This window comes from Mycobacterium basiliense (assembly GCF_900292015.1).
GTDB classification, from domain to species: domain Bacteria; phylum Actinomycetota; class Actinomycetes; order Mycobacteriales; family Mycobacteriaceae; genus Mycobacterium; species Mycobacterium basiliense.
Genome location: NZ_LR130759.1, coordinates 3,567,055 through 3,589,695, shown reverse-complemented (window position 1 = coordinate 3,589,695; position 22,641 = coordinate 3,567,055). Strand labels below are relative to the sequence as shown.

The following is a 22,641-nucleotide window of genomic DNA, read 5'->3' as shown; positions in this document are numbered from 1 at the left end:
GAGGGGCCGGATGGAACCTGATGTCGGTGCATTTCGGCTTACCCGCGGACAACTGGACATTTGGCTGGCCCAGGAAACAGGTCGAGGGGAAGCGGATTGGCAGCTCGGTCTACTCGCGAGGATTGACGGCGCGATAGAACGTGAACCGCTGGAGTGGGCTATCCGGCGGGCAGTGCAAGAAGCCGAACCGGCCCGGGCATCCTTCTTTGAAGTGGATGGCCAAATACTGCAAAAGGCAACCGATTTCGGTGACTTCGAGGTTGCCTTCCATGATCTGACAAGCTCGCCCGATCCCGTGCGGGACGTCCATCGTCTCGCATCATCGATCCAGCGCACTTCGATGCCATTTAGTGGCCCGCTGCTCAAATTTGCGTTATTTCAGACGCGGCATGAAGAATTTTACTTGTTCGGATGCTGCCACCACATAGTCCTAGATACCGCCGGCATGGCGCTTATTGGTCATCGGGTTGCGGCCATCTATTCTGCAATCATCCTCGGCGCGCCCATACCCCCGGCCTTTTTTGGCTCGCTGCGTGACCTGGTCGCCTGCGAATCGGAGTACGATGCGTCTAGCGACTTTCGGGATGATCAGGAATATTGGGCTAGGAATCTTCCGCCGGAGACTGGTCCGCATCTTTCATTACCAGAGGTCCCGGTCGAGCGTGACCCACACGGGCAGGCGGCGCCGGTTGAATTCGACCCTTCAGTGCTTGGTCGAATCAACGACCTCCGTCGAATGCTGGGTGTGTCACAGCCGGCGGTCATCGCCGCGGCGTGCGCACTTCTGGTGCGCAGATGGTGCGCCGACGGCTCGGACGTGGTGCTCAATTTCCCGGTCCACAGGCGAGTACGGCCCGAGTTGAAGACGTTGCCCGCAATGCTGGCCGGTGTGGTGCCGCTGGTATTGCGGGTTTCGCCAGAACTTGCGACCGCCGATTTCTGTAAACAGGTGGATGCGCGAATAAAAGAAGCGGTCCTGCATCAGAGATTTCCGGTGCACGATCTTGAGCGTAGAACTCACCTGAACGGCCAAGGCTTTATGGCTGACCGGGTGAATGTTAATTTCCTGCCATCGACGATTTCTCTAGATTTCGCTGGTGTTCCGGCAACGGCGGGTCATACCGCTGCCGGCCCGGTGGGGCTTTTTGGGTTGTTGTTTTTGCGTGACGGCGACCGAATATTTTTTAGTACGGCGGGTTCGGGACAGCCGTTTTCAACCTTTGAAGTCATCGATTTGGCCGGACGGTTGCAGCGGATCTTGCTGGCGATGACGGCCGATCCGACGCGGTCGTTGTCGTCGATCGATGTGGTTGATGAGGTTGAGCATGCCCGTTTGGCGCAGATCGGTAACCGCGCCACGTTGCACCGGCCGCCGGTGGCGGGGGTGTCGGTGCCGGTGTTGTTCGCTGAGCAGGTGGCCCGCACCCCGGATGCGATAGCGCTGAGCTACGGGCAGCGGTGGTGGACCTACCGGGAGGTGGAGCAGGCCGCGAATCGGTTGGCGCATTTGTTGGTTGGCCATGGGGTGGGTCGGGGTCAGTGTGTGGCGTTGTTGGCGGAGCGCTCGGCTCAGGCGGTGATCGCGATGGTGGCGGTACTCAAGGCCGGGGCGGCCTATGTGCCGATCGACCCGAAGCTGCCGGCGGCGCGGATCGAGTTCATGCTCGCCGATGCCGCCCCGATCGCCGCGTTGACCACCGCCGGGCTAGCCGACCGGTTGGACGGCTGCCAGTTACCGGTCATCGACATCGAAGACCCCGCAATCGACGGTTATCCCAGCACCGCGTTAGCGGCGCCGGCCGCCGAGGACCTGGCCCACATCATCTACACCTCGGGCACCACCGGAACCCCCAAGGGGGTGGCCGTCACCCACCACAACGTCCTCCAACTGTTCGAGTCGGTAGCTACGCGCCTGCCGCCGGCGGGGGTATGGACGCAATGGTTTTCGTATGGCTCTGACTTCTCGGTGTGGGAGATCTGGGGCGCGTTCTTGCGTGGGGGGCGGCTGGTGGTGGTGCCCGAGTCGGTTGCGGCTTCACCCGAAGACTTTCACGCTTTGTTGGTCGCTGAACACGTCAGTGTCTTAAGCCAGACACCTTCTGCGTTCTATGCACTGCAAGCCGCCGATGCGCTCCGGCCCGACTTGGGACAGCAGCTGAAGCTCGAGGCCGTGGTGTTCGCCGGGGAAGCGCTCGAACCGCATCGCCTGCAATCGTGGTTCGACCGCCACCCAGGATTGCCACGCATGGTCAACATGTACGGCGCCACCGAGACGACGGTGCATGGCACATGGCGGGAGATCGGTGCAGCCGATGTCGACAGCGCCGTCAGTCCCGTCGGCTTGCCGTTGACGCACCTGGCTCTTTTTGTGCTGGATGGGTGGTTGCGTCCGGTGCCGGTGGGGGTGGTCGGGGAGGCGTATGTGGCCGGTGCCGGGGTGGGTGTGGGGTATTGGCGGCGGGCGGGGTTGACCGGGTCGCGGTTTGTGGCGTGTCCGTTTGCTGGGGTGGGTGCGCCGGGAGTGCGGATGTATCGCACCGGGGATTTGGTGTGTTGGCGTGCTGATGGGCAGTTGGCGTATGTGGGGCGTGCCGATGAGCAGGTCAAGATCCGTGGGTATCGCATCGAGTTGGGTGAGGTTCGGGCCGCGCTGGCTGCGGTGGGGGGTGTGGAGCAGGCGGTGGTGATTGCCCGCGAGGATCGCCCCGGCGATAAGCGGCTGGTCGGTTATGCGACCGGGACGGTGGATGCGGCCGCGGCGCGCACCGCGTTAGCGCAGCGGTTGCCGGGTTATATGGTGCCGGCCGCGGTGATGGTCCTTGAGGCGTTGCCGTTGACGGTTAACGGCAAACTCGACACCCGGGCCCTGCCCGCTCCGGAATACACCGGTGGTGGCTATCGCGCCCCGAGTACCCCGACCGAAGAAATCCTGGCCGGGATCTATGCCCAGGTGCTTGGTGTGCAGCGGGTCGGGGTGGATGACTCGTTTTTCGAGCTGGGCGGGGATTCGTTGTCGGCGACACGGTTGGTCGCGGCGATCAATGCTGGGCTGGACGCCGGCCTTTCGGTGCGGGCGGTGTTCGAGACACCGGCGGTGGCCCAGTTGGCGGCGCGGATCGGCGCCGAGGGCTGCCGGCGGGAGCCGTTGGTGGCGGTGGAGCGGCCGGCGGTGGTGCCGTTGTCGTTTGCTCAGCAGCGGTTGTGGTTTTTAGACCAGTTGCAGGGGCCCTCACCGATTTACAACATCGCCGCGGCGTTGCGGTTGTGTGGGCGCTTGGATGTGGAGGCGTTGGGTGCGGCTCTCGGTGATGTGGTGGGTCGTCATGAGAGCTTGCGCACTGTGTTCACCGCGCCGGGTGGAACCGTTCAGCAGCTGGTGGTGCCCGCTGAGCGGGCCGATTTGGGTTGGGATGTGGTCGATGCGACCGACTGGCCGCAAAGTCAGCTAGTAGAGGCCGTCGCCGCGGTGGCGCGGTATGTGTTTGATTTGGCCAGCGAGATTCCGTTGCGGGCGCGGCTTTTCCGTTTGGCTGAGGACGAGCATGTGTTGGTGGCCGCGGTGCACCATATCGCTGGTGATGGCTGGTCGATCAACGTGCTGGTGGGTGATTTGGCGTTGGCGTATGCCAGTCGGTGTGAACGGCGGGCGCCGGGGTGGGCGCCGTTGGCGGTGCAGTATGTCGATTACACGTTGTGGCAGCGTGCGCGGTTGGGCGATCTCGCTGATGGGCGCAGTCCGATTGCTGCGCAGGTGGCGTATTGGGAGCAGGCGTTAGCTGGGTTGCCTGAGCGGCTCACACTGCCTACCGATCGGCCCTATCCGATGGTTGCCGATTATCGGGGTGCCAGTGTGGACGTGGCGTGGCCGGTCGAGTTGCAGCAGCAGATCGCTCGGGTGGCTCGTGAGCACAACGTGACCGGTTTCATGGTGGTGCAGGCCGGGTTGGCGGTGCTGTTGGCCAAGCTAAGTGGCAGTGCTGATGTGGCGGTGGGTTTTCCGATCGCCGGGCGGGCTGACCCCGCACTTGATCAGTTGGTTGGGTTTTTTGTCAACACGTTGGTGCTGCGGGTGCAGGTGTCTGGGAACCCCAGCGCGGCTGAGGTGTTGGCGCAGGTGCGGGCGCAAAGCCTGGCCGCGTACGAGAACCAGGACGTGCCTTTTGAGGTACTCGTAGAGCGGCTCAATCCCACTCGAAGCCTGACCCATCACCCGTTGATCCAGGTGATGCTGGCCTGGCAGAACTGGCAGGATCGTGACCCTGTTGCGGGGTTGGTCTTGGGCGATTTGGCGGTCAGCTCGCTGCCGGTGGACACCCAGACCGCACGGATGGATCTGACGTTATACCTGGGGGAGCGGTGGAGTGAGGCCGGTGAGCCCGCCGGGATCGGCGGGACGGTGGAGTTTCGCACCGATGTGTTCGACGCCGCCAGCATCGAGGTGTTGATCGAGCGGTTGCGACGGGTGTTGGTGGCGATGACCAGCGATCCGGGGCGGTTGTTGTCGTCGATCGATGTGGTTGATGAGGTTGAGCATGCCCGTTTGGCGCAGATCGGTAACCGCGCCACGTTGCACCGGCCGCCGGTGGCGGGGGTGTCGGTGCCGGTGTTGTTCGCTGAGCAGGTGGCCCGCACCCCGGATGCGATAGCGCTAACTTACCGGGCCCAGTCGATGACGTATCGAGAACTCGACGAGGCCGCGAATCGGTTGGCGCATTTGTTGGTTGGCCATGGGGTGGGTCGGGGTCAGTGTGTGGCGTTGTTGGCGGAGCGCTCGGCTCAGGCGGTGATCGCGATGGTGGCGGTACTCAAGGCCGGGGCGGCCTATGTGCCGATCGACCCGAAGCTGCCGGCGGCGCGGATCGAGTTCATGCTCGCCGATGCCGCCCCGATCGCCGCGTTGACCACCGCCGGGCTAGCCGACCGGTTGGACGGCTGCCAGTTACCGGTCATCGACATCGAAGACCCCGCAATCGACGGTTATCCCAGCACCGCGTTAGCGGCGCCGGCCGCCGAGGACCTGGCCCACATCATCTACACCTCGGGCACCACCGGAACCCCCAAGGGGGTGGCCGTCACCCACCACAACGTCACCCAACTGTTCGAGTCGGTAGAGCGCCACCTTCCACCGGCGGGAGTGTGGTCGCAGTGGCATTCCTATAGCTTCGACATCTCGGTGTGGGAGATTTTCGGTGCGTTGTTGCACGGGGGTCGGCTGGTGGTGGTGCCCGACGAGGTGGCGGGTTCACCGGACGACTTGCGCGCCTTACTGATCGAGCAACGGGTCGACGTCGTAAATCAAACCCCTTCGGCGGTGGGCATGCTCTCCCCGCAGGGGTTGGAATCAGCGACGTTGATGGTAGGTGGTGAGGCCTGCCCGGTCGAGGTGGTGGATCGGTGGGCGCCGGGGCGGGTGATGGTCAACGCCTACGGCCCCACCGAAACCACGATGTGGGTGGTCATCAGTGCCCCACTGGCAGCGGGGTCGGGCACCCCGCCGATTGGGTCGCCGGTGGCCGGTGCGGCGTTGTTTGTGCTGGATGGGTGGTTGCGTCCGGTGCCGGTGGGGGTGGTCGGGGAATTGTATGTGGCCGGTGCCGGGGTGGGTGTGGGGTATTGGCGGCGGGCGTCGTTGACCGGGTCGCGGTTTGTGGCGTGTCCGTTTGCTGGGGTGGGTGCGCCGGGAGTGCGGATGTATCGCACCGGGGATTTGGTGTGTTGGCGTGCTGATGGGCAGTTGGCGTATGTGGGGCGTGCCGATGAGCAGGTCAAGATCCGTGGGTATCGCATCGAGTTGGGTGAGGTTCGGGCCGCGCTGGCTGCGGTGGGGGGTGTGGAGCAGGCGGTGGTGATTGCCCGCGAGGATCGCCCCGGCGATAAGCGGCTGGTCGGTTATGCGACCGGGACGGTGGATGCGGCCGCGGCGCGCACCGCGTTAGCGCAGCGGTTGCCGGGTTATATGGTGCCGGCCGCGGTGATGGTCCTTGAGGCGTTGCCGTTGACGGTTAACGGCAAACTCGACACCCGGGCCCTGCCCGCTCCGGAATACACCGGTGGTGGCTATCGCGCCCCGAGTACCCCGACCGAAGAAATCCTGGCCGGGATCTATGCCCAGGTGCTTGGTGTGCAGCGGGTCGGGGTGGATGACTCGTTTTTCGAGCTGGGCGGGGATTCGTTGTCGGCGACACGGTTGGTCGCGGCGATCAATGCTGGGCTGGACGCCGGCCTTTCGGTGCGGGCGGTGTTCGAGACACCGGCGGTGGCCCAGTTGGCGGCGCGGATCGGCGCCGAGGGCTGCCGGCGGGAGCCGTTGGTGGCGGTGGAGCGGCCGGCGGTGGTGCCGTTGTCGTTTGCTCAGCAGCGGTTGTGGTTTTTAGACCAGTTGCAGGGGCCCTCACCGATTTACAACATCGCCGCGGCGTTGCGGTTGTGTGGGCGCTTGGATGTGGAGGCGTTGGGTGCGGCTCTCGGTGATGTGGTGGGTCGTCATGAGAGCTTGCGCACTGTGTTCACCGCGCCGGGTGGAACCGTTCAGCAGCTGGTGGTGCCCGCTGAGCGGGCCGATTTGGGTTGGGATGTGGTCGATGCGACCGACTGGCCGCAAAGTCAGCTAGTAGAGGCCGTCGCCGCGGTGGCGCGGTATGTGTTTGATTTGGCCAGCGAGATTCCGTTGCGGGCGCGGCTTTTCCGTTTGGCTGAGGACGAGCATGTGTTGGTGGCCGCGGTGCACCATATCGCTGGTGATGGCTGGTCGATCAACGTGCTGGTGGGTGATTTGGCGTTGGCGTATGCCAGTCGGTGTGAACGGCGGGCGCCGGGGTGGGCGCCGTTGGCGGTGCAGTATGTCGATTACACGTTGTGGCAGCGTGCGCGGTTGGGCGATCTCGCTGATGGGCGCAGTCCGATTGCTGCGCAGGTGGCGTATTGGGAGCAGGCGTTAGCTGGGTTGCCTGAGCGGCTCACACTGCCTACCGATCGGCCCTATCCGATGGTTGCCGATTATCGGGGTGCCAGTGTGGACGTGGCGTGGCCGGTCGAGTTGCAGCAGCAGATCGCTCGGGTGGCTCGTGAGCACAACGTGACCGGTTTCATGGTGGTGCAGGCCGGGTTGGCGGTGCTGTTGGCCAAGCTAAGTGGCAGTGCTGATGTGGCGGTGGGTTTTCCGATCGCCGGGCGGGCTGACCCCGCACTTGATCAGTTGGTTGGGTTTTTTGTCAACACGTTGGTGCTGCGGGTGCAGGTGTCTGGGAACCCCAGCGCGGCTGAGGTGTTGGCGCAGGTGCGGGCGCAAAGCCTGGCCGCGTACGAGAACCAGGACGTGCCTTTTGAGGTACTCGTAGAGCGGCTCAATCCCACTCGAAGCCTGACCCATCACCCGTTGATCCAGGTGATGCTGGCCTGGCAGAACGACGCCTCCGCCGAGCTACACCTGGGTGATCTCAACATCACCCCGTTAGACATCCAGACCCAGACCGCACGGATGGATCTGACGTTTTCGGTGGGGGAGCGGTGGAGTGAGGCCGGTGAGCCCGCCGGGATCGGCGGGACGGTGGAGTTTCGCACCGATGTGTTCGACGCCGCCAGCATCGAGGTGTTGATCGAGCGGTTGCGACGGGTGTTGGTGGCGATGACCAGCGATCCGGGGCGGTTGTTGTCGTCGATCGATGTGGTTGATGAGGTTGAGCATGCCCGTTTGGCGCAGATCGGTAACCGCGCCACGTTGCACCGGCCGCCGGTGGCGGGGGTGTCGGTGCCGGTGTTGTTCGCTGAGCAGGTGGCCCGCACCCCGGATGCGATAGCGCTGAGCTACGGGCAGCGGTGGTGGACCTACCGGGAGGTGGAGCAGGCCGCGAATCGGTTGGCGCATTTGTTGGTTGGCCATGGGGTGGGTCGGGGTCAGTGTGTGGCGTTGTTGGCGGAGCGCTCGGCTCAGGCGGTGATCGCGATGGTGGCGGTACTCAAGGCCGGGGCGGCCTATGTGCCGATCGACCCGAAGCTGCCGGCGGCGCGGATCGAGTTCATGCTCGCCGATGCCGCCCCGATCGCCGCGTTGACCACCGCCGGGCTAGCCGACCGGTTGGACGGCTGCCAGTTACCGGTCATCGACATCGAAGACCCCGCAATCGACGGTTATCCCAGCACCGCGTTAGCGGCGCCGGCCGCCGAGGACCTGGCCCACATCATCTACACCTCGGGCACCACCGGAACCCCCAAGGGGGTGGCCGTCACCCACCACAACGTCACCCAACTGTTCGAGTCGGTAGAGCGCCACCTTCCACCGGCGGGAGTGTGGTCGCAGTGGCATTCCTATAGCTTCGACGTCTCGGTGTGGGAGATTTTCGGTGCGTTGTTGCACGGGGGTCGGCTGGTGGTGGTGCCCGACGAGGTGGCGGGTTCACCGGAAGACTTGCATGCGTTGCTGGTTGCTGAGCGGGTCAGGGTGTTAAGCCAAACCCCTTCGGCGGTGGGCATGCTCTCCCCGCAGGGGTTGGAATCAGCGACGTTGGTGGTGGCTGGTGAGGCCTGCCCGGTCGAGGTGGTGGATCGGTGGGCGCCGGGGCGGGTGATGGTCAACGCCTACGGCCCCACCGAAACCACGGTATATGCGGCTATCAGTGCCCCACTGGCAGCGGGGTCGGGCACCCCGCCGATTGGGTCGCCGGTGGCCGGTGCGGCGTTGTTTGTGCTGGATGGGTGGTTGCGTCCGGTGCCGGTGGGGGTGGTCGGGGAATTGTATGTGGCCGGTGCCGGGGTGGGTGTGGGGTATTGGCGGCGGGCGTCGTTGACCGGGTCGCGGTTTGTGGCGTGTCCGTTTGCTGGGGTGGGTGCGCCGGGAGTGCGGATGTATCGCACCGGGGATTTGGTGTGTTGGCGTGCTGATGGGCAGTTGGCGTATGTGGGGCGTGCCGATGAGCAGGTCAAGATCCGTGGGTATCGCATCGAGTTGGGTGAGGTTCGGGCCGCGCTGGCTGCGGTGGGGGGTGTGGAGCAGGCGGTGGTGATTGCCCGCGAGGATCGCCCCGGCGATAAGCGGCTGGTCGGTTATGCGACCGGGACGGTGGATGCGGCCGCGGCGCGCACCGCGTTAGCGCAGCGGTTGCCGGGTTATATGGTGCCGGCCGCGGTGATGGTCCTTGAGGCGTTGCCGTTGACGGTTAACGGCAAACTCGACACCCGGGCCCTGCCCGCTCCGGAATACACCGGTGGTGGCTATCGCGCCCCGAGTACCCCGACCGAAGAAATCCTGGCCGGGATCTATGCCCAGGTGCTTGGTGTGCAGCGGGTCGGGGTGGATGACTCGTTTTTCGAGCTGGGCGGGGATTCGTTGTCGGCGACACGGTTGGTCGCGGCGATCAATGCTGGGCTGGACGCCGGCCTTTCGGTGCGGGCGGTGTTCGAGACACCGGCGGTGGCCCAGTTGGCGGCGCGGATCGGCGCCGAGGGCTGCCGGCGGGAGCCGTTGGTGGCGGTGGAGCGGCCGGCGGTGGTGCCGTTGTCGTTTGCTCAGCAGCGGTTGTGGTTTTTAGACCAGTTGCAGGGGCCCTCACCGATTTACAACATCGCCGCGGCGTTGCGGTTGTGTGGGCGCTTGGATGTGGAGGCGTTGGGTGCGGCTCTCGGTGATGTGGTGGGTCGTCATGAGAGCTTGCGCACTGTGTTCACCGCGCCGGGTGGAACCGTTCAGCAGCTGGTGGTGCCCGCTGAGCGGGCCGATTTGGGTTGGGATGTGGTCGATGCGACCGACTGGCCGCAAAGTCAGCTAGTAGAGGCCGTCGCCGCGGTGGCGCGGTATGTGTTTGATTTGGCCAGCGAGATTCCGTTGCGGGCGCGGCTTTTCCGTTTGGCTGAGGACGAGCATGTGTTGGTGGCCGCGGTGCACCATATCGCTGGTGATGGCTGGTCGATCAACGTGCTGGTGGGTGATTTGGCGTTGGCGTATGCCAGTCGGTGTGAACGGCGGGCGCCGGGGTGGGCGCCGTTGGCGGTGCAGTATGTCGATTACACGTTGTGGCAGCGTGCGCGGTTGGGCGATCTCGCTGATGGGCGCAGTCCGATTGCTGCGCAGGTGGCGTATTGGGAGCAGGCGTTAGCTGGGTTGCCTGAGCGGCTCACACTGCCTACCGATCGGCCCTATCCGATGGTTGCCGATTATCGGGGTGCCAGTGTGGACGTGGCGTGGCCGGTCGAGTTGCAGCAGCAGATCGCTCGGGTGGCTCGTGAGCACAACGTGACCGGTTTCATGGTGGTGCAGGCCGGGTTGGCGGTGCTGTTGGCCAAGCTAAGTGGCAGTGCTGATGTGGCGGTGGGTTTTCCGATCGCCGGGCGGGCTGACCCCGCACTTGATCAGTTGGTTGGGTTTTTTGTCAACACGTTGGTGCTGCGGGTGCAGGTGTCTGGGAACCCCAGCGCGGCTGAGGTGTTGGCGCAGGTGCGGGCGCAAAGCCTGGCCGCGTACGAGAACCAGGACGTGCCTTTTGAGGTACTCGTAGAGCGGCTCAATCCCACTCGAAGCCTGACCCATCACCCGTTGATCCAGGTGATGCTGGCCTGGCAGAACTGGCAGGATCGTGACCCTGTTGCGGGGTTGGTCTTGGGCGATTTGGCGGTCAGCTCGCTGCCGGTGGACACCCAGACCGCACGGATGGATCTGACGTTATACCTGGGGGAGCGGTGGAGTGAGGCCGGTGAGCCCGCCGGGATCGGCGGGACGGTGGAGTTTCGCACCGATGTGTTCGACGCCGCCAGCATCGAGGTGTTGATCGAGCGGTTGCGACGGGTGTTGGTGGCGATGACCAGCGATCCGGGGCGGTTGTTGTCGTCGATCGATGTGGTTGATGAGGTTGAGCATGCCCGTTTGGCGCAGATCGGTAACCGCGCCACGTTGCACCGGCCGCCGGTGGCGGGGGTGTCGGTGCCGGTGTTGTTCGCTGAGCAGGTGGCCCGCACCCCGGATGCGATAGCGCTAACTTACCGGGCCCAGTCGATGACGTATCGAGAACTCGACGAGGCCGCGAATCGGTTGGCGCATTTGTTGGTTGGCCATGGGGTGGGTCGGGGTCAGTGTGTGGCGTTGTTGGCGGAGCGCTCGGCTCAGGCGGTGATCGCGATGGTGGCGGTACTCAAGGCCGGGGCGGCCTATGTGCCGATCGACCCGAAGCTGCCGGCGGCGCGGATCGAGTTCATGCTCGCCGATGCCGCCCCGATCGCCGCGTTGACCACCGCCGGGCTAGCCGACCGGTTGGACGGCTGCCAGTTACCGGTCATCGACATCGAAGACCCCGCAATCGACGGTTATCCCAGCACCGCGTTAGCGGCGCCGGCCGCCGAGGACCTGGCCCACATCATCTACACCTCGGGCACCACCGGAACCCCCAAGGGGGTGGCCGTCACCCACCACAACGTCACCCAACTAATCAACTCCGTTGACATCGGGGTGGAGCTGACGGGGCGGGTGTGGTCGCATTGTCACTCCCTGGCATTCGACTACTCGGTCTGGGAGATCTGGGGCCCGCTGCTGGGTGGGGGTCGGCTGGTGGTGGTGCCCGACGAGGTGGCGGGTTCACCGGAAGACTTGCATGCGTTGCTGGTTGCTGAGCGGGTCAGGGTGTTAAGCCAAACCCCTTCGGCGGTGGGCATGCTCTCCCCGCAGGGGTTGGAATCAGCGACGTTGGTGGTGGCTGGTGAGGCCTGCCCGGTCGAGGTGGTGGATCGGTGGGCGCCGGGGCGGGTGATGGTCAACGCCTACGGCCCCACCGAAACCACGGTATATGCGGCTATCAGTGCCCCACTGGCAGCGGGGTCGGGCACCCCGCCGATTGGGTCGCCGGTGGCCGGTGCGGCGTTGTTTGTGCTGGATGGGTGGTTGCGTCCGGTGCCGGTGGGGGTGGTCGGGGAATTGTATGTGGCCGGTGCCGGGGTGGGTGTGGGGTATTGGCGGCGGGCGTCGTTGACCGGGTCGCGGTTTGTGGCGTGTCCGTTTGCTGGGGTGGGTGCGCCGGGAGTGCGGATGTATCGCACCGGGGATTTGGTGTGTTGGCGTGCTGATGGGCAGTTGGCGTATGTGGGGCGTGCCGATGAGCAGGTCAAGATCCGTGGGTATCGCATCGAGTTGGGTGAGGTTCGGGCCGCGCTGGCTGCGGTGGGGGGTGTGGAGCAGGCGGTGGTGATTGCCCGCGAGGATCGCCCCGGCGATAAGCGGCTGGTCGGTTATGCGACCGGGACGGTGGATGCGGCCGCGGCGCGCACCGCGTTAGCGCAGCGGTTGCCGGGTTATATGGTGCCGGCCGCGGTGATGGTCCTTGAGGCGTTGCCGTTGACGGTTAACGGCAAACTCGACACCCGGGCCCTGCCCGCTCCGGAATACACCGGTGGTGGCTATCGCGCCCCGAGTACCCCGACCGAAGAAATCCTGGCCGGGATCTATGCCCAGGTGCTTGGTGTGCAGCGGGTCGGGGTGGATGACTCGTTTTTCGAGCTGGGCGGCGACAGCATCTTGTCGATGCAGGTGGCATCGCGGGCCCGTGACGCCGGCCTGATGTGCCGGCCGCGCGACATTTTCGTCGAGCAAACCGTTGCCCAGCTGGCTCGGGTGACCAAGGCGGCCGACGCCCAGCTCAGCCCGATGGATGACGGCATCGGTCGGTTGGCGGCCACTCCGATCATGCGTTGGTTGGCGAACCTGGACGGCCCGGTCGAGCACTTCAACCAAACGGTGGTGCTGCAGGCCCCCAACGAAGTAACCGAGGCTGACGTGGTGGTGGTGCTGCAGGCCTTGCTGGATCGGCATGCCATGCTGCGGCTGCGCGTCGACGACGATGGCTCTGGGGGGTGGGCGCTAGAGGTGCCCGAGGCGGGTTTCGTGGATGCCGCCGAGTACCTGCAAGCGGTGGACATGTTGTCCGACGAGGCGGTGGTCGCGGCACGGTCGCGCTTGAACCCGGCAACCGGGACGATGCTAAGCGCCCTATGGGCGGCTCGCACCGGTCAGCTGGTGTTGATCATTCACCATTTGGCCGTCGACGGGGTGTCGTGGCGGATCGTACTGGAGGACCTCAACATCGCCTGGGCCCAGCATCGCAGCGGGCAGCCGGTGGCGCTGGCGCCCGGGCGGACGTCGTTTGCCAGGTGGGCGTCTCTGCTGGACGAGTACGCGTGCTCCCCGGCCGTCGTGGAACAGGCGAGCGCTTGGCGAGGACTGGCGGAGGTCCCGCTCGCGCTGCCGGTTGCCCGCTCGGAGTCGGATACCTATGCGAGCGCCGGACACCTGTCAATGTCGCTGGACGATGAGACCACCCGCATGCTGCTCGGTGAGGTGCCGGCGGCGTTTCATGCCGGGATCCACGACATCTTGTTGATCGGCTTCGGGTTGGCGGTCGCTGAACTATTGGGGTCCCTGGGCCAGGGCGCCGCGCGCATCGCTATCGACGTTGAGGGCCATGGGCGTCACGAGGAAGTGGCCCCCGATGTGGATCTCTCGCGAACCGTGGGGTGGTTTACCACCAAATACCCGGTGGCCTTCGACGTTGGCGGGCCGATGGATGGGCTGACCTGGACGCAGGTGGTTGCCGGTGACGCGGCGCTCGGGGTGCTGATCAAGTACGCCAAGGAGCAACTACGCGCCCAGCCCAACCCGCTGACGTACGGTGTGCTGCGCTATCTGAACAGCGACGTCGACCTGGCCGGGCCTGACCCGACGATCGGGTTTAACTACCTGGGGCGGCTGGGCGCGACGGCGGCCCAGATGTCCGGTGAGGGCTGGCGGATCTGCCCTGAGGCCGCGTCGATTGTCGGCATCGCCACGGCGGTGCCCACGCCGCTAGGGCACACCGTGGAACTCAACGCCGGCACGGTCGACACCGACAACGGCCCGGAACTGCACGCCGACTGGACGTGGGCGGCCTCGGTAGTGGATCGCGCGCAGGTCAGCCGGCTCGGACAGCTGTGGTTTGACGCATTGACCGGCATCTGTGCGCATGTGCGCGGCGGTGGGGGCGGGTTGACGCCCTCCGACATCGCGCCGGCCCGCTTGAGCCAGCATCAGATCGATGCGTTGCACAGGCAAGGGCAGATCGCCGACATCCTGCCGCTCACCCCTCTGCAACAGGGGCTGCTCTTTCACGCCAACACAGCGCAGGCTAGCCACGACGATCCGTATGCGGTGCAGCTGGATCTCACCGTGACTGGTGTCTTGGACCCCCACCGGCTGCGGGAGGCGGTCCATGGGGTGGTCAACCGGCATCCTAACCTGGCGGCCCGGTTCTGCGACGAGTTCGACCAACCGGTGCAGATCATCCCGGCCGATCCCACGGCGCCATGGCAGTACGTCGAGCTGGACACCGCCGGAGACGTTGGTGACGAGGACCACGAGCAGCACATCCAGCGGATCTGTGCCGCCGAACGAGCCGCGGTCGGCGAACTGGCCGATCAGCCGGCCTTTCGAGCAGCCCTCATTCGCACCGCCGAAGATCGGCACCGGTGTGTGCTGACCTTTCACCACATCGTGGTGGACGGTTGGTCGCTGCCCATCCTGATGCGGGAAGTGTTCGCCGGCTATTACGGGCAGCGGCTTCCCGCGGCAGTGTCGTACCGCAGCTTTCTTACCTGGTTGGCCGGCCGGGATCGCGAAGCCGCTCACACCGCCTGGCGCGAGGCCTTGGCCGGCTTTGACAACCCGACATTGGTGGGCCCGTCAGTTCAGCTGTCGCCAGGGCCGCGAGGCGTCGAATCGTTTGGGGTGCCCAGCGAAACCGTGCGGGCGCTCACCGAGCTGGCGCGCTCATGCCAAACCACGGTCAGTACCGTCCTGCAGGGCGCGTGGGCGCAGCTGCTGTGCTCGCTGACCGGGCAGCACGATGTGGTCTTCGGCGTCGCGGTCTCGGGGCGGCCCGCGGAGGTGCCCGGTGCGGAATCGATGCTGGGCCTGCTGATCAATACGGTGCCGGTGCGTGCCCGCATGTCCGCGACTACCACCACTGTGCACCTGCTGGACCAGCTGCAATCCGCCCACAACGACACACTTGAACACCAACACCTGGCGCTGACCGAGATCCATCGCATCACCGGCCACGAACAACTGTTCGACACCCTTTTCGTGCATGAAAACTACCCGATCGACACCGGCGCGACGCTAGGCGCCGGCGAGTTGACAATCACCGAGACCAAGATCCGCGACTACACCCACTACCCGCTGACGATCCAGGCGATACCGGGCCACGAGCTGGGTTTTCGCGTCGAATTCGACACCGACGTGTTCGATACCGCCACCATCCAGGCGCTCATCGGACGTTTCGGGCGGGTGCTCGCGACGATGAGCGGCGATCCCACCCGGCGGCTGTCGTCGTTCGACCTGCTCGATGCCGTTGAGCGGGCCCGCCTGGATGGGTGGGGGCAAGGGGCGACGTCGACCCAGCCGGCGGCGCCGGTGTCGATTCCGGCGCTGTGGGACGCGGCGGTCGAACGCTGCCCCGACTCGGTGGCGGTGATCTGCGCAGGTCGCTCCATGACCTACCGCGAGGTGGACCAGGCCGCCAACCGGCTAGCGCACATGTTGGCCGGCCATGGCGCGGGCCCGGGTGAACGGGTGGCGCTGCTGTTCGAGCGTTCCGCTGAGGCGATCGTGGCGATTCTGGCGGTGCTCAAATCTGGGGCGGCGTATCTGCCCGTCGACCCCCTCCATCCGGACTCCCGGATCGCGTTCATGGTGGCGGATGCAGCGCCGGTGGCGGCCGTCACCACCAGCGCACTACAAGAGCGCCTGGCCGGCCATGACGTGCTAGTGATCGATGTTCGGGACGCACGCCTACCCGACTACCCGGGCACCAGCTTGCCGGTGCCGGCCCCCGACGACATCGCCTACATCATCTACACCTCGGGCACCACGGGCACTCCCAAAGGTGTGGCGGTCACCCACCACAACGTGACCCGGCTGGAAACACTGGACGCGCATCTGAAGCTGGCGCCGGAGATGCAGGTGTGGACGCAAAGTCACTCGTATGCCTTCGATTTTTCGGTGCAGGAGATCTGGGGCGCGCTTTTGGGTGGCGGGCGCCTCGTGGTGGTGCCCGAAGCGGTAGGCCGCGCACCGGCAGATTTCCACGCCCTGCTGATCGCAGAACAGGTCAACGTGCTGACCCAAACCCCCTCGGCGGTGGCGGGGTTGTCACCGGACGCCTTGGGGCCGGTGGCGTTGGTGGTCGGCGCTGAGCCCTGCCCGGCGGAGCTGGTGGACCGGTGGGCACCAGGGCGGGTGATGATCAATACCTATGGTCCCACCGAAACTACGGTGGATGCATCCAGGAGCACACCATTAACGGCCGGTTCGGGTGTGCCGCCGATCGGCTCACCGGTGGCTGGGGCGGCGTTGTATGTCCTCGACGGTTGGCTGCGTCCGGTGCCGGCCGGCGTGGTCGGGGAGCTGTATGTGGCCGGCACCGGGGTGGGGTGTGGATACTGGCGGCGTGCCGGGTTGACGGGAGCGCGGTTTGTGGCCTGCCCGTTCGGCGGGCCAGGAACACGGATGTATCGCACCGGAGATTTGGTGTGCTGGCGCTCCGATGGACAGCTGGATTACCTGGGCCGTGCCGATGAGCAGGTCAAGATCCGCGGTTATCGCATCGAGCTGGGTGAAGTGCAGACCGCGCTGGCCGGTTTGGACGGGGTCGACCAGGCGGCGGTGATCGCTCGCGAGGACGGCCCCGGCGGTAAGCGTCTGGTGGGCTATGTCGCCGGGGAGGTGGATGCGGCCGGCGTGCGCTCCGCGCTGGCCGAGCGGCTGCCGGCGTATATGGTTCCGGCCGCGGTGGTGGTGTTGCAGGAGTTGCCGGTGACGGTCAACGGCAAACTCGACACCCGTGCTCTGCCGGCCCCGGAATACCAGGACGTCGGGCGCTACCGGGCCCCCGTGGACGCGGTCGAGGAGATCCTGGCCGGCATCTACGCGCAGGTGCTCGGCGTGGCGCGGGTCGGAGTGGATGACTCGTTTTTCGACCTGGGCGGCGATTCGTTGTCAGCAATACGTTTGGTCGCTGCGATCAACACCGGCCTGGACGCCCATCTGTCGGTCCGCGAGGTATTCCAGGCCCCGGCGATCGCCCAGTTGGCACCCCGCATCGGCGGCGATGCGGGTCCGGTTGAGCCGTTGATACCGGTGGAGCGGCCCGCGATGATTCCGCTGTCGTTTTCCCAGAGCCGGTTGTGGTTCATTGATCAACTGCAGGGGCCTACGCCGCTCTACAACATCCCGGTGGCGTTGCGGTTGGGCGGGCGCCTTGACGCCGAGGCGTTGAGTGCGGCGTTGGCCGACGTGGTGGCTCGCCACGAAAGCCTGCGCACGGTGTTCCCGACGGTCGAGGGGATACCGCGACAGCTGGTGGTGCCTGCCGAGCGTGCGGACCTGGGCTGGCGGACGATCGATGCCACCAGCTGGTCAGCGAGCCGGCTGAGCGAGGCCGTCCAGGCCACGGTGCGCCAACCGTTTGACCTGGCAACCGAAATCCCGTTACGGGCAATGCTTTTCCGCGTCGCCGATGATGACAACGTGTTGGTGGCCACGGTTCACCATATCGCCGCTGACGGATGGTCGATCACCGTGCTAGCGCGTGACCTGGGCGTGGCATATGCGAGCCGGTGCGCGGGCGAGGCGCCCGACTGGACGCCGTTGCCGGTGCAGTATGTCGACTACACGCTCTGGCAGCGCACGCAGCTTGGTGATCTGGCCGACAGCAACAGTCACATCGCCGCGCAGCTAGGCGACTGTGAGCAGGCGCTGGCCGGGCTTCCTGAGCGCCTGAAGCTTCCCACCGATCGGCCCTATCCACCGGTAGCCGATCACCGCGGCGCTACTTTGACGGTGGTCTGGCCGGCGGAGCTGCAACAGCAGGTTGCTCAGCTGGCCCGCGAGCACAACGCGACCAGCTTCATGGTGATCCAGGCAGCTCTTGCGGTGCTGTTGTGTCAGCTCAGCGCCAGCAAGGAGGTCGCAGTCGGGTTCGAAGTCGCCGGTCGCGGTCATCCCGCCCTGGAAGCGCTGGTCGGTTGTTTCGTCAACATGGTGGTGCTGCGGGTCGACGTCGCCGGGGATCCGACCGTCGCGGAGGTGCTGGCCCAGGTGCAAGAACGCAGCTTGGCGGCATACGAGCACCAAGACGTGCCCTTTGAGGCGCTCGTGGAGCGGATCAACCCCACTCCGTCACTGACCCACCACCCGCTGGTCCAGGTAGTGGTGTCCTGGCAGAACTACTTCGTGTGGCGGTCCGACGACCCCGCCGGGTTGGCATTGGGTGATTTGCAGGTCGCCCCGGTGCCGGTGGACACCGGCGTCGCACGGGTGGATCTGGCGTTCTTCCTGGCCGAGTACTGGACTGATGCTGGTGAGCACGCGGGGATCGGGGGGAGAGTGGAGTTTCGCACCGATGTCTTTGATAGGGATAGCGTCGAGGCGTTGATCGAGCGGATGCGGCGGGTGCTAGCAGCGATGTGCGCCGATGCTGGCCGGCGGCTGTCCGCGATGGATGTGTTCGATGAGGCCGAGCCCGCCTGCCTGGATGGGTGAGGTCACGTCCAATCTTGGACCAGCCAGCTACCGGATTGCCCGCCCATTCCCATGACCGAATTGCCCATTCCCATGGGAGTGGTGCCGCCAGCGAAACAATGTGCTGGACAAGAGGTCCCGTAACCTCTGGGTGATGGATGTCGCGGGGCTGCTGGATAGCAGTTCAGCTCGATCCGCGCAAGCAACATCCTACCGAGCGCGAGTTGCCGGAATTTCGCTGTCCTGAAGGCAGGCTGGGACCCGTAGCCGCAAGGTGCTAATCTGCTTGCTGGCCAAAAGGATTCGTCGGCGTTGGGCAAGTCGCAAGATCCGAACCTACCGATAAGGAGACCGCCATGCCGGTCACTGTGCTACTCGAACTCAGGTTGAAACCCGATTCTGTTGATGCGGCGCGTGATGTTATGCGCCGAGCGCTGCAGGACACCCGGGCATTCGATGGAAACCTCGGCACCGACGTGCTTGTTGATGAAGACGACGAAGCGCACTGGGTGATCTATGAGCTCTGGGACACCGTCGAACATGATGAGGCCTACCGCAGCTTTCGCGCCGGCGCAGGGCGAATCGCCGAGCTGCCTCCACTGCTTGCCGCACCTCCCGTCAAGACGAGGTACGCCACCACCGACGTCTGACCGGACTATTCGACGACCCGAGTTCTTGCCCCGGTCAGTTCGGCGTCAACCGGTAGACGAGGCTGGCGTTGTCACGCAAGATACGGGGTTCGTCGAACTGGTCGCCGAGAACGTCGCGCAGTATTGAAATGGTTTGGGGTAGTGCAACTTTAGGCTTGTCTATTGGATAGTTCGACGACCAGAATGTGCGATCGGACCCGAACGCCAACTGCAGGTGGTTGATCAGGGGCGCGACCGCATCGCGCAATTGCTCCGGGGTGACCGGTCCGGCACCCAACACCGGCATACCCATCCCGCTGTGCTTGGCCACCACATTGGGCAGCTCGGCCAGCGACGAGATGTCCTCACCCAGCGATTCAGGATGGCGCTGCGTGCCGCGGGCGTACGTCCGGTGTGCTTGCCGGCCGGACCGAGTGCCCCCACCGGTGTGCCGTAGTGATCGAGGACGAAGGTGGTGTCGGGATACTCGCGTGCCAGCGTGATTGCGTCGGGCAATTGATGGCCGTAGACCCACAGGTCGAAACTGAGTCCGCGCTCGGCCACCGCGGCGAAGCCGTGCAGAAACTTCGCGTTCGAGTACAGATGCGCCGACTGTGTCCAGTTCATGACGCCCGCGTCGTCGCTATGCGCACCCATACAGCGCACTCCGCGCATCAACGGACTGGCTTGCAGGTGGGCATCCAACACCTCGGCGATGCGCGGCCCCGTCGGATCGGCATGAACCACGATCGCGCCGAGGTTCGGTGTGTTGCCCACACCGAACGGCAGCGCATCGACCCCGCACGTTTCTGCCGCGGCGCCCAGCGGATCCTTGCTGCGCCAGCCGGCTTCCATGTGCACGACGCTGTGGACACCCACAGCCGACGCGTCCCCGAGGTAGTCGACCGGCAGATACGGGTTCAACACGTAGCGCGGATCACCGATGAATTCACGGGTGGAGCGTGGGAACATGCGCAGCAGGGCGGGAAGAAGGGCCGGCACGCGCCGCACCATCTTGGCAGCCGCAGACACCACCCGCGGTGTCGTAAACGGATCCCACTGGTGGATGTGTGCGTCCACGGTGGTTGGCTTGGGGGCGTCGATAACGGTCTTGCGGCCATCCCGCAGCACGACGACTCGGAGTCGATGGCCGACGCCATCTACTACGCCGCCACACTGACCGCTTGACTTCGGTGCCACGTCGGGGGCTCAACAGCGCCGTCACCCAGCTGTGGAGTCTCCTCGCCCCCGTCTACGACTTACCGTTTCTGCAGCAGTGGGTCTATCGCCCGCCGCACGATGAGGTGATTGCCCAGCCGCGGGCCCAAGGATCCCGCCGTGTTGTCGATATCGACTGTGGCACAGGGATTTTCAGCGATGGAATCGAGCGCGAACGAGATGTCGACGAGGACCCACGGCGTGGACATGTCCGTCGGCATGCTTGAGCAGGCCAGCGGCGAATCCGACCGGGTGCAATGGCGCGCGGCCCGGCCGAACGGTTGCAATTCGGAGGCGGCGCGCGCGACGCCGTGGTAACGACTTCGGCCTTTCACTTCTTCGACCAGCCGGCCGCACTTCGAGAATTCCATCGCATTCTTGCTTCCGGCGGCCTGGCGGCTCGGTCCAGTGGTCAGCCGAATGACCGCGGTGGCGACGTTGGCAATATCCTGGGTAGGCTCGAACCAATGATTCACCACGTGAGTCGCCTGTGTGCTGTCGTTGCCGGCGTGTTTGCGGTGAGCTTATTCGCTCCCGGAACGGCCAAGGCCGACATCGTCGGCTTCACCTCACCCAGCGGCAATATCGGCTGCATGATCGATTCCTCGTCGGTTCGCTGCGATGTCCGAGACCGCGTGTGGTCGCCGCCGCCGAGGCCCGCCGATTGTCAGTCGACGATGGGCTACGGGCAGGGCATTGTGCTCACGGTCGGGCAACCCGCGCGATTTGTTTGCGCTGGCGATACCGCACTCGGTGGCGGTCCGCCACTGGCGTACGGCGACAAAATCACCAAAGGGTCGTTGGAGTGCGAAAGTAAGACATCCGGGATGAGCTGCTGGGATTTTGTCTACGGGGGTAGCTTCGAGATTTCCCGGGACGGCTATCAGCTTTCCTGAGCGGAGGGCGCAGCGCTTTCACCGCGGAGTCGCCGTCTCACCCATGCAAGAGCAACGAATGCCGTTGCACCGCAAATCATGTAGAGCCAGCCCAGCGGGGCTTGGGTGCGCTCCGGGCTAAGGACGACGATGCCCATCGTTGCGGCGATCATCAGATAGGTCAGGGTGCCGAATAGGCCGCTGACCAGACCTAGATTTCGGCTGAATGCCCCCAGCGCCGCGGCTTGTGCCTGGGGCACCAGCGCACCGCAACCCGCAACCGCCAGACACACCGGTACCGTAATGGCCCAGGGGTTGACCCCTATCGCCGGAGCGGACACCAAAAGCAAGGTGGCTCCGACCATGTAGAGTGCCCAGTCCGCAAAAGTCAACCGCTGGAAGGTCATACGCGTGGCAAGCGCGCCGGTCGTGAAGCTGCCCAGCAAGACTGCGACACCGACAACCAGCGCGACCAGACCATACGCCGATGGCGAGAACCCCATCTGCACTTGGTACAGGAATGGCGCGGCCACGCTGAACGACAGCTGCGGACCGGCCAGCAGCCCGAAGACGGCGACCAGGGCGAGGAACACGGGATTGCGCGCGGTCGTCGTGAGCACTCGCCAGGTCTGTCCGAGCCGGAATTGGGTTCGGTCGCTCGTCGCCAGGGTCTCCGGCAGCGCCCAGGCGACCACCAGCCCGACGGTGACGCTCAACGCCGCCATCAGCACGAAAACGTAGCGCCACGAAGCGTATTCGACGATGAATCCGCCCACGGCGGGGGCTGCTATCGGCGCCGCCGACCATGCCGCCCCCAGCATCCCGTTGACCGATCTCAGACGTGCGTCCTCAAAGCAGTCCGCGGCAATCGCGATCGCGACAACGATGAACGCACTGGATACGCCGCCCTGCACAAACCGCAGCACCAGCAACGTGGCGATATTGTCGGCCGCCGCGCAGGCAAGGCTGGCTACCGCGAGCGCGGCGGCGCAGCCAAGCAGGACCGGCTTGCGTCCCCAGGCATCGGACAGGATGCCCACGCCGAGGTAGCTCAACGCCATGCCAATCATGAACACCGTGACCGTCGCCTGCAGCGCCGCCGACGTCGCATGGATACTGGTTTGCATCTGGGGCAGCGCGGGCGTGTAGGCGTCCATCGGAATCTGGTTCAGCGGCACCACCCACAGCAGGACCGCTACAATCCGCCACGACGGCACCGCCGACATCACCGCCATGGCCTGCCCGTTTGCCTTCGGCGTCGACGCATGGTTGCGAATCCTATGTCGGCACCGCCCGGCTCCTCGAGGACCTCGTGCCCTGGTGTGTCGGTGTGTGCCGCTCGACAATGTCACCAGCGGCCTTGGGCAAAGCGGGAAGGTGGGTCGGGGCATGA

6 protein-coding genes and 1 pseudogene are annotated in these 22,641 nt (G+C 65.3%); 4 read left to right on the top strand and 3 right to left on the bottom strand.

Annotated features, from left to right (window positions below; translation table 11 throughout):
• Positions 1–10: 10 nt before the first annotated feature.
• Both MB901379_RS15140 and MB901379_RS15135 read left to right on the top strand, forming a co-directional pair.
• Entirely contained in the window at positions 11–18,547 is an 18,537-nt protein-coding gene (locus tag MB901379_RS15140; protein ID WP_158017405.1) for a non-ribosomal peptide synthetase, read from the top strand.
• A gap of 335 nt (positions 18,548–18,882) precedes the next feature.
• The gene (locus tag MB901379_RS15135) at positions 18,883–19,176 is read left to right on the top strand and encodes a putative quinol monooxygenase (RefSeq protein ID WP_158017404.1); all 294 of its coding nucleotides are present in this window, start codon (positions 18,883–18,885) and stop codon (positions 19,174–19,176) included.
• Positions 19,177–19,210: 34 nt separating this feature from the next.
• Here the strand turns inward: MB901379_RS15135 and MB901379_RS25200 are convergent, their stop codons facing one another.
• Positions 19,211–19,486 carry a hypothetical protein gene (locus MB901379_RS25200; protein ID WP_331852716.1) on the bottom strand — a complete coding sequence of 92 codons (276 nt, stop codon included), beginning with the start codon at positions 19,484–19,486 and terminating at the stop codon, positions 19,211–19,213.
• Positions 19,399–20,355, bottom strand: coding sequence for an amidohydrolase family protein (locus MB901379_RS15130; protein ID WP_232021866.1), 957 nt, complete (start codon positions 20,353–20,355; stop codon positions 19,399–19,401). The genes MB901379_RS25200 and MB901379_RS15130 overlap by 88 nt, the downstream gene beginning before the upstream one ends.
• On the opposite strand from MB901379_RS15130, the pseudogene MB901379_RS15125 reads away from it, so the two are divergent.
• Together MB901379_RS15125 and MB901379_RS15120 are read left to right on the top strand one after the other, a co-directional pair.
• Positions 20,340–20,783 (top strand): annotated as a pseudogene (locus MB901379_RS15125) (class I SAM-dependent methyltransferase); the annotation flags it as partial. The gene MB901379_RS15130 and the pseudogene MB901379_RS15125 overlap by 16 nt on opposite strands.
• A 57-nt stretch (positions 20,784–20,840) precedes the next feature.
• Positions 20,841–21,269, top strand: a complete 429-nt coding sequence (locus MB901379_RS15120) for a DUF6636 domain-containing protein (RefSeq protein ID WP_158019202.1) — start codon at positions 20,841–20,843, stop codon at positions 21,267–21,269.
• Here MB901379_RS15120 and MB901379_RS15115 read toward each other — a convergent pair.
• Positions 21,257–22,639, bottom strand: coding sequence for a multidrug effflux MFS transporter (locus MB901379_RS15115; RefSeq protein ID WP_408632296.1), 1,383 nt, complete (start codon positions 22,637–22,639; stop codon positions 21,257–21,259). The genes MB901379_RS15120 and MB901379_RS15115 overlap by 13 nt on opposite strands.
• Positions 22,640–22,641 lie beyond the last annotated feature (2 nt).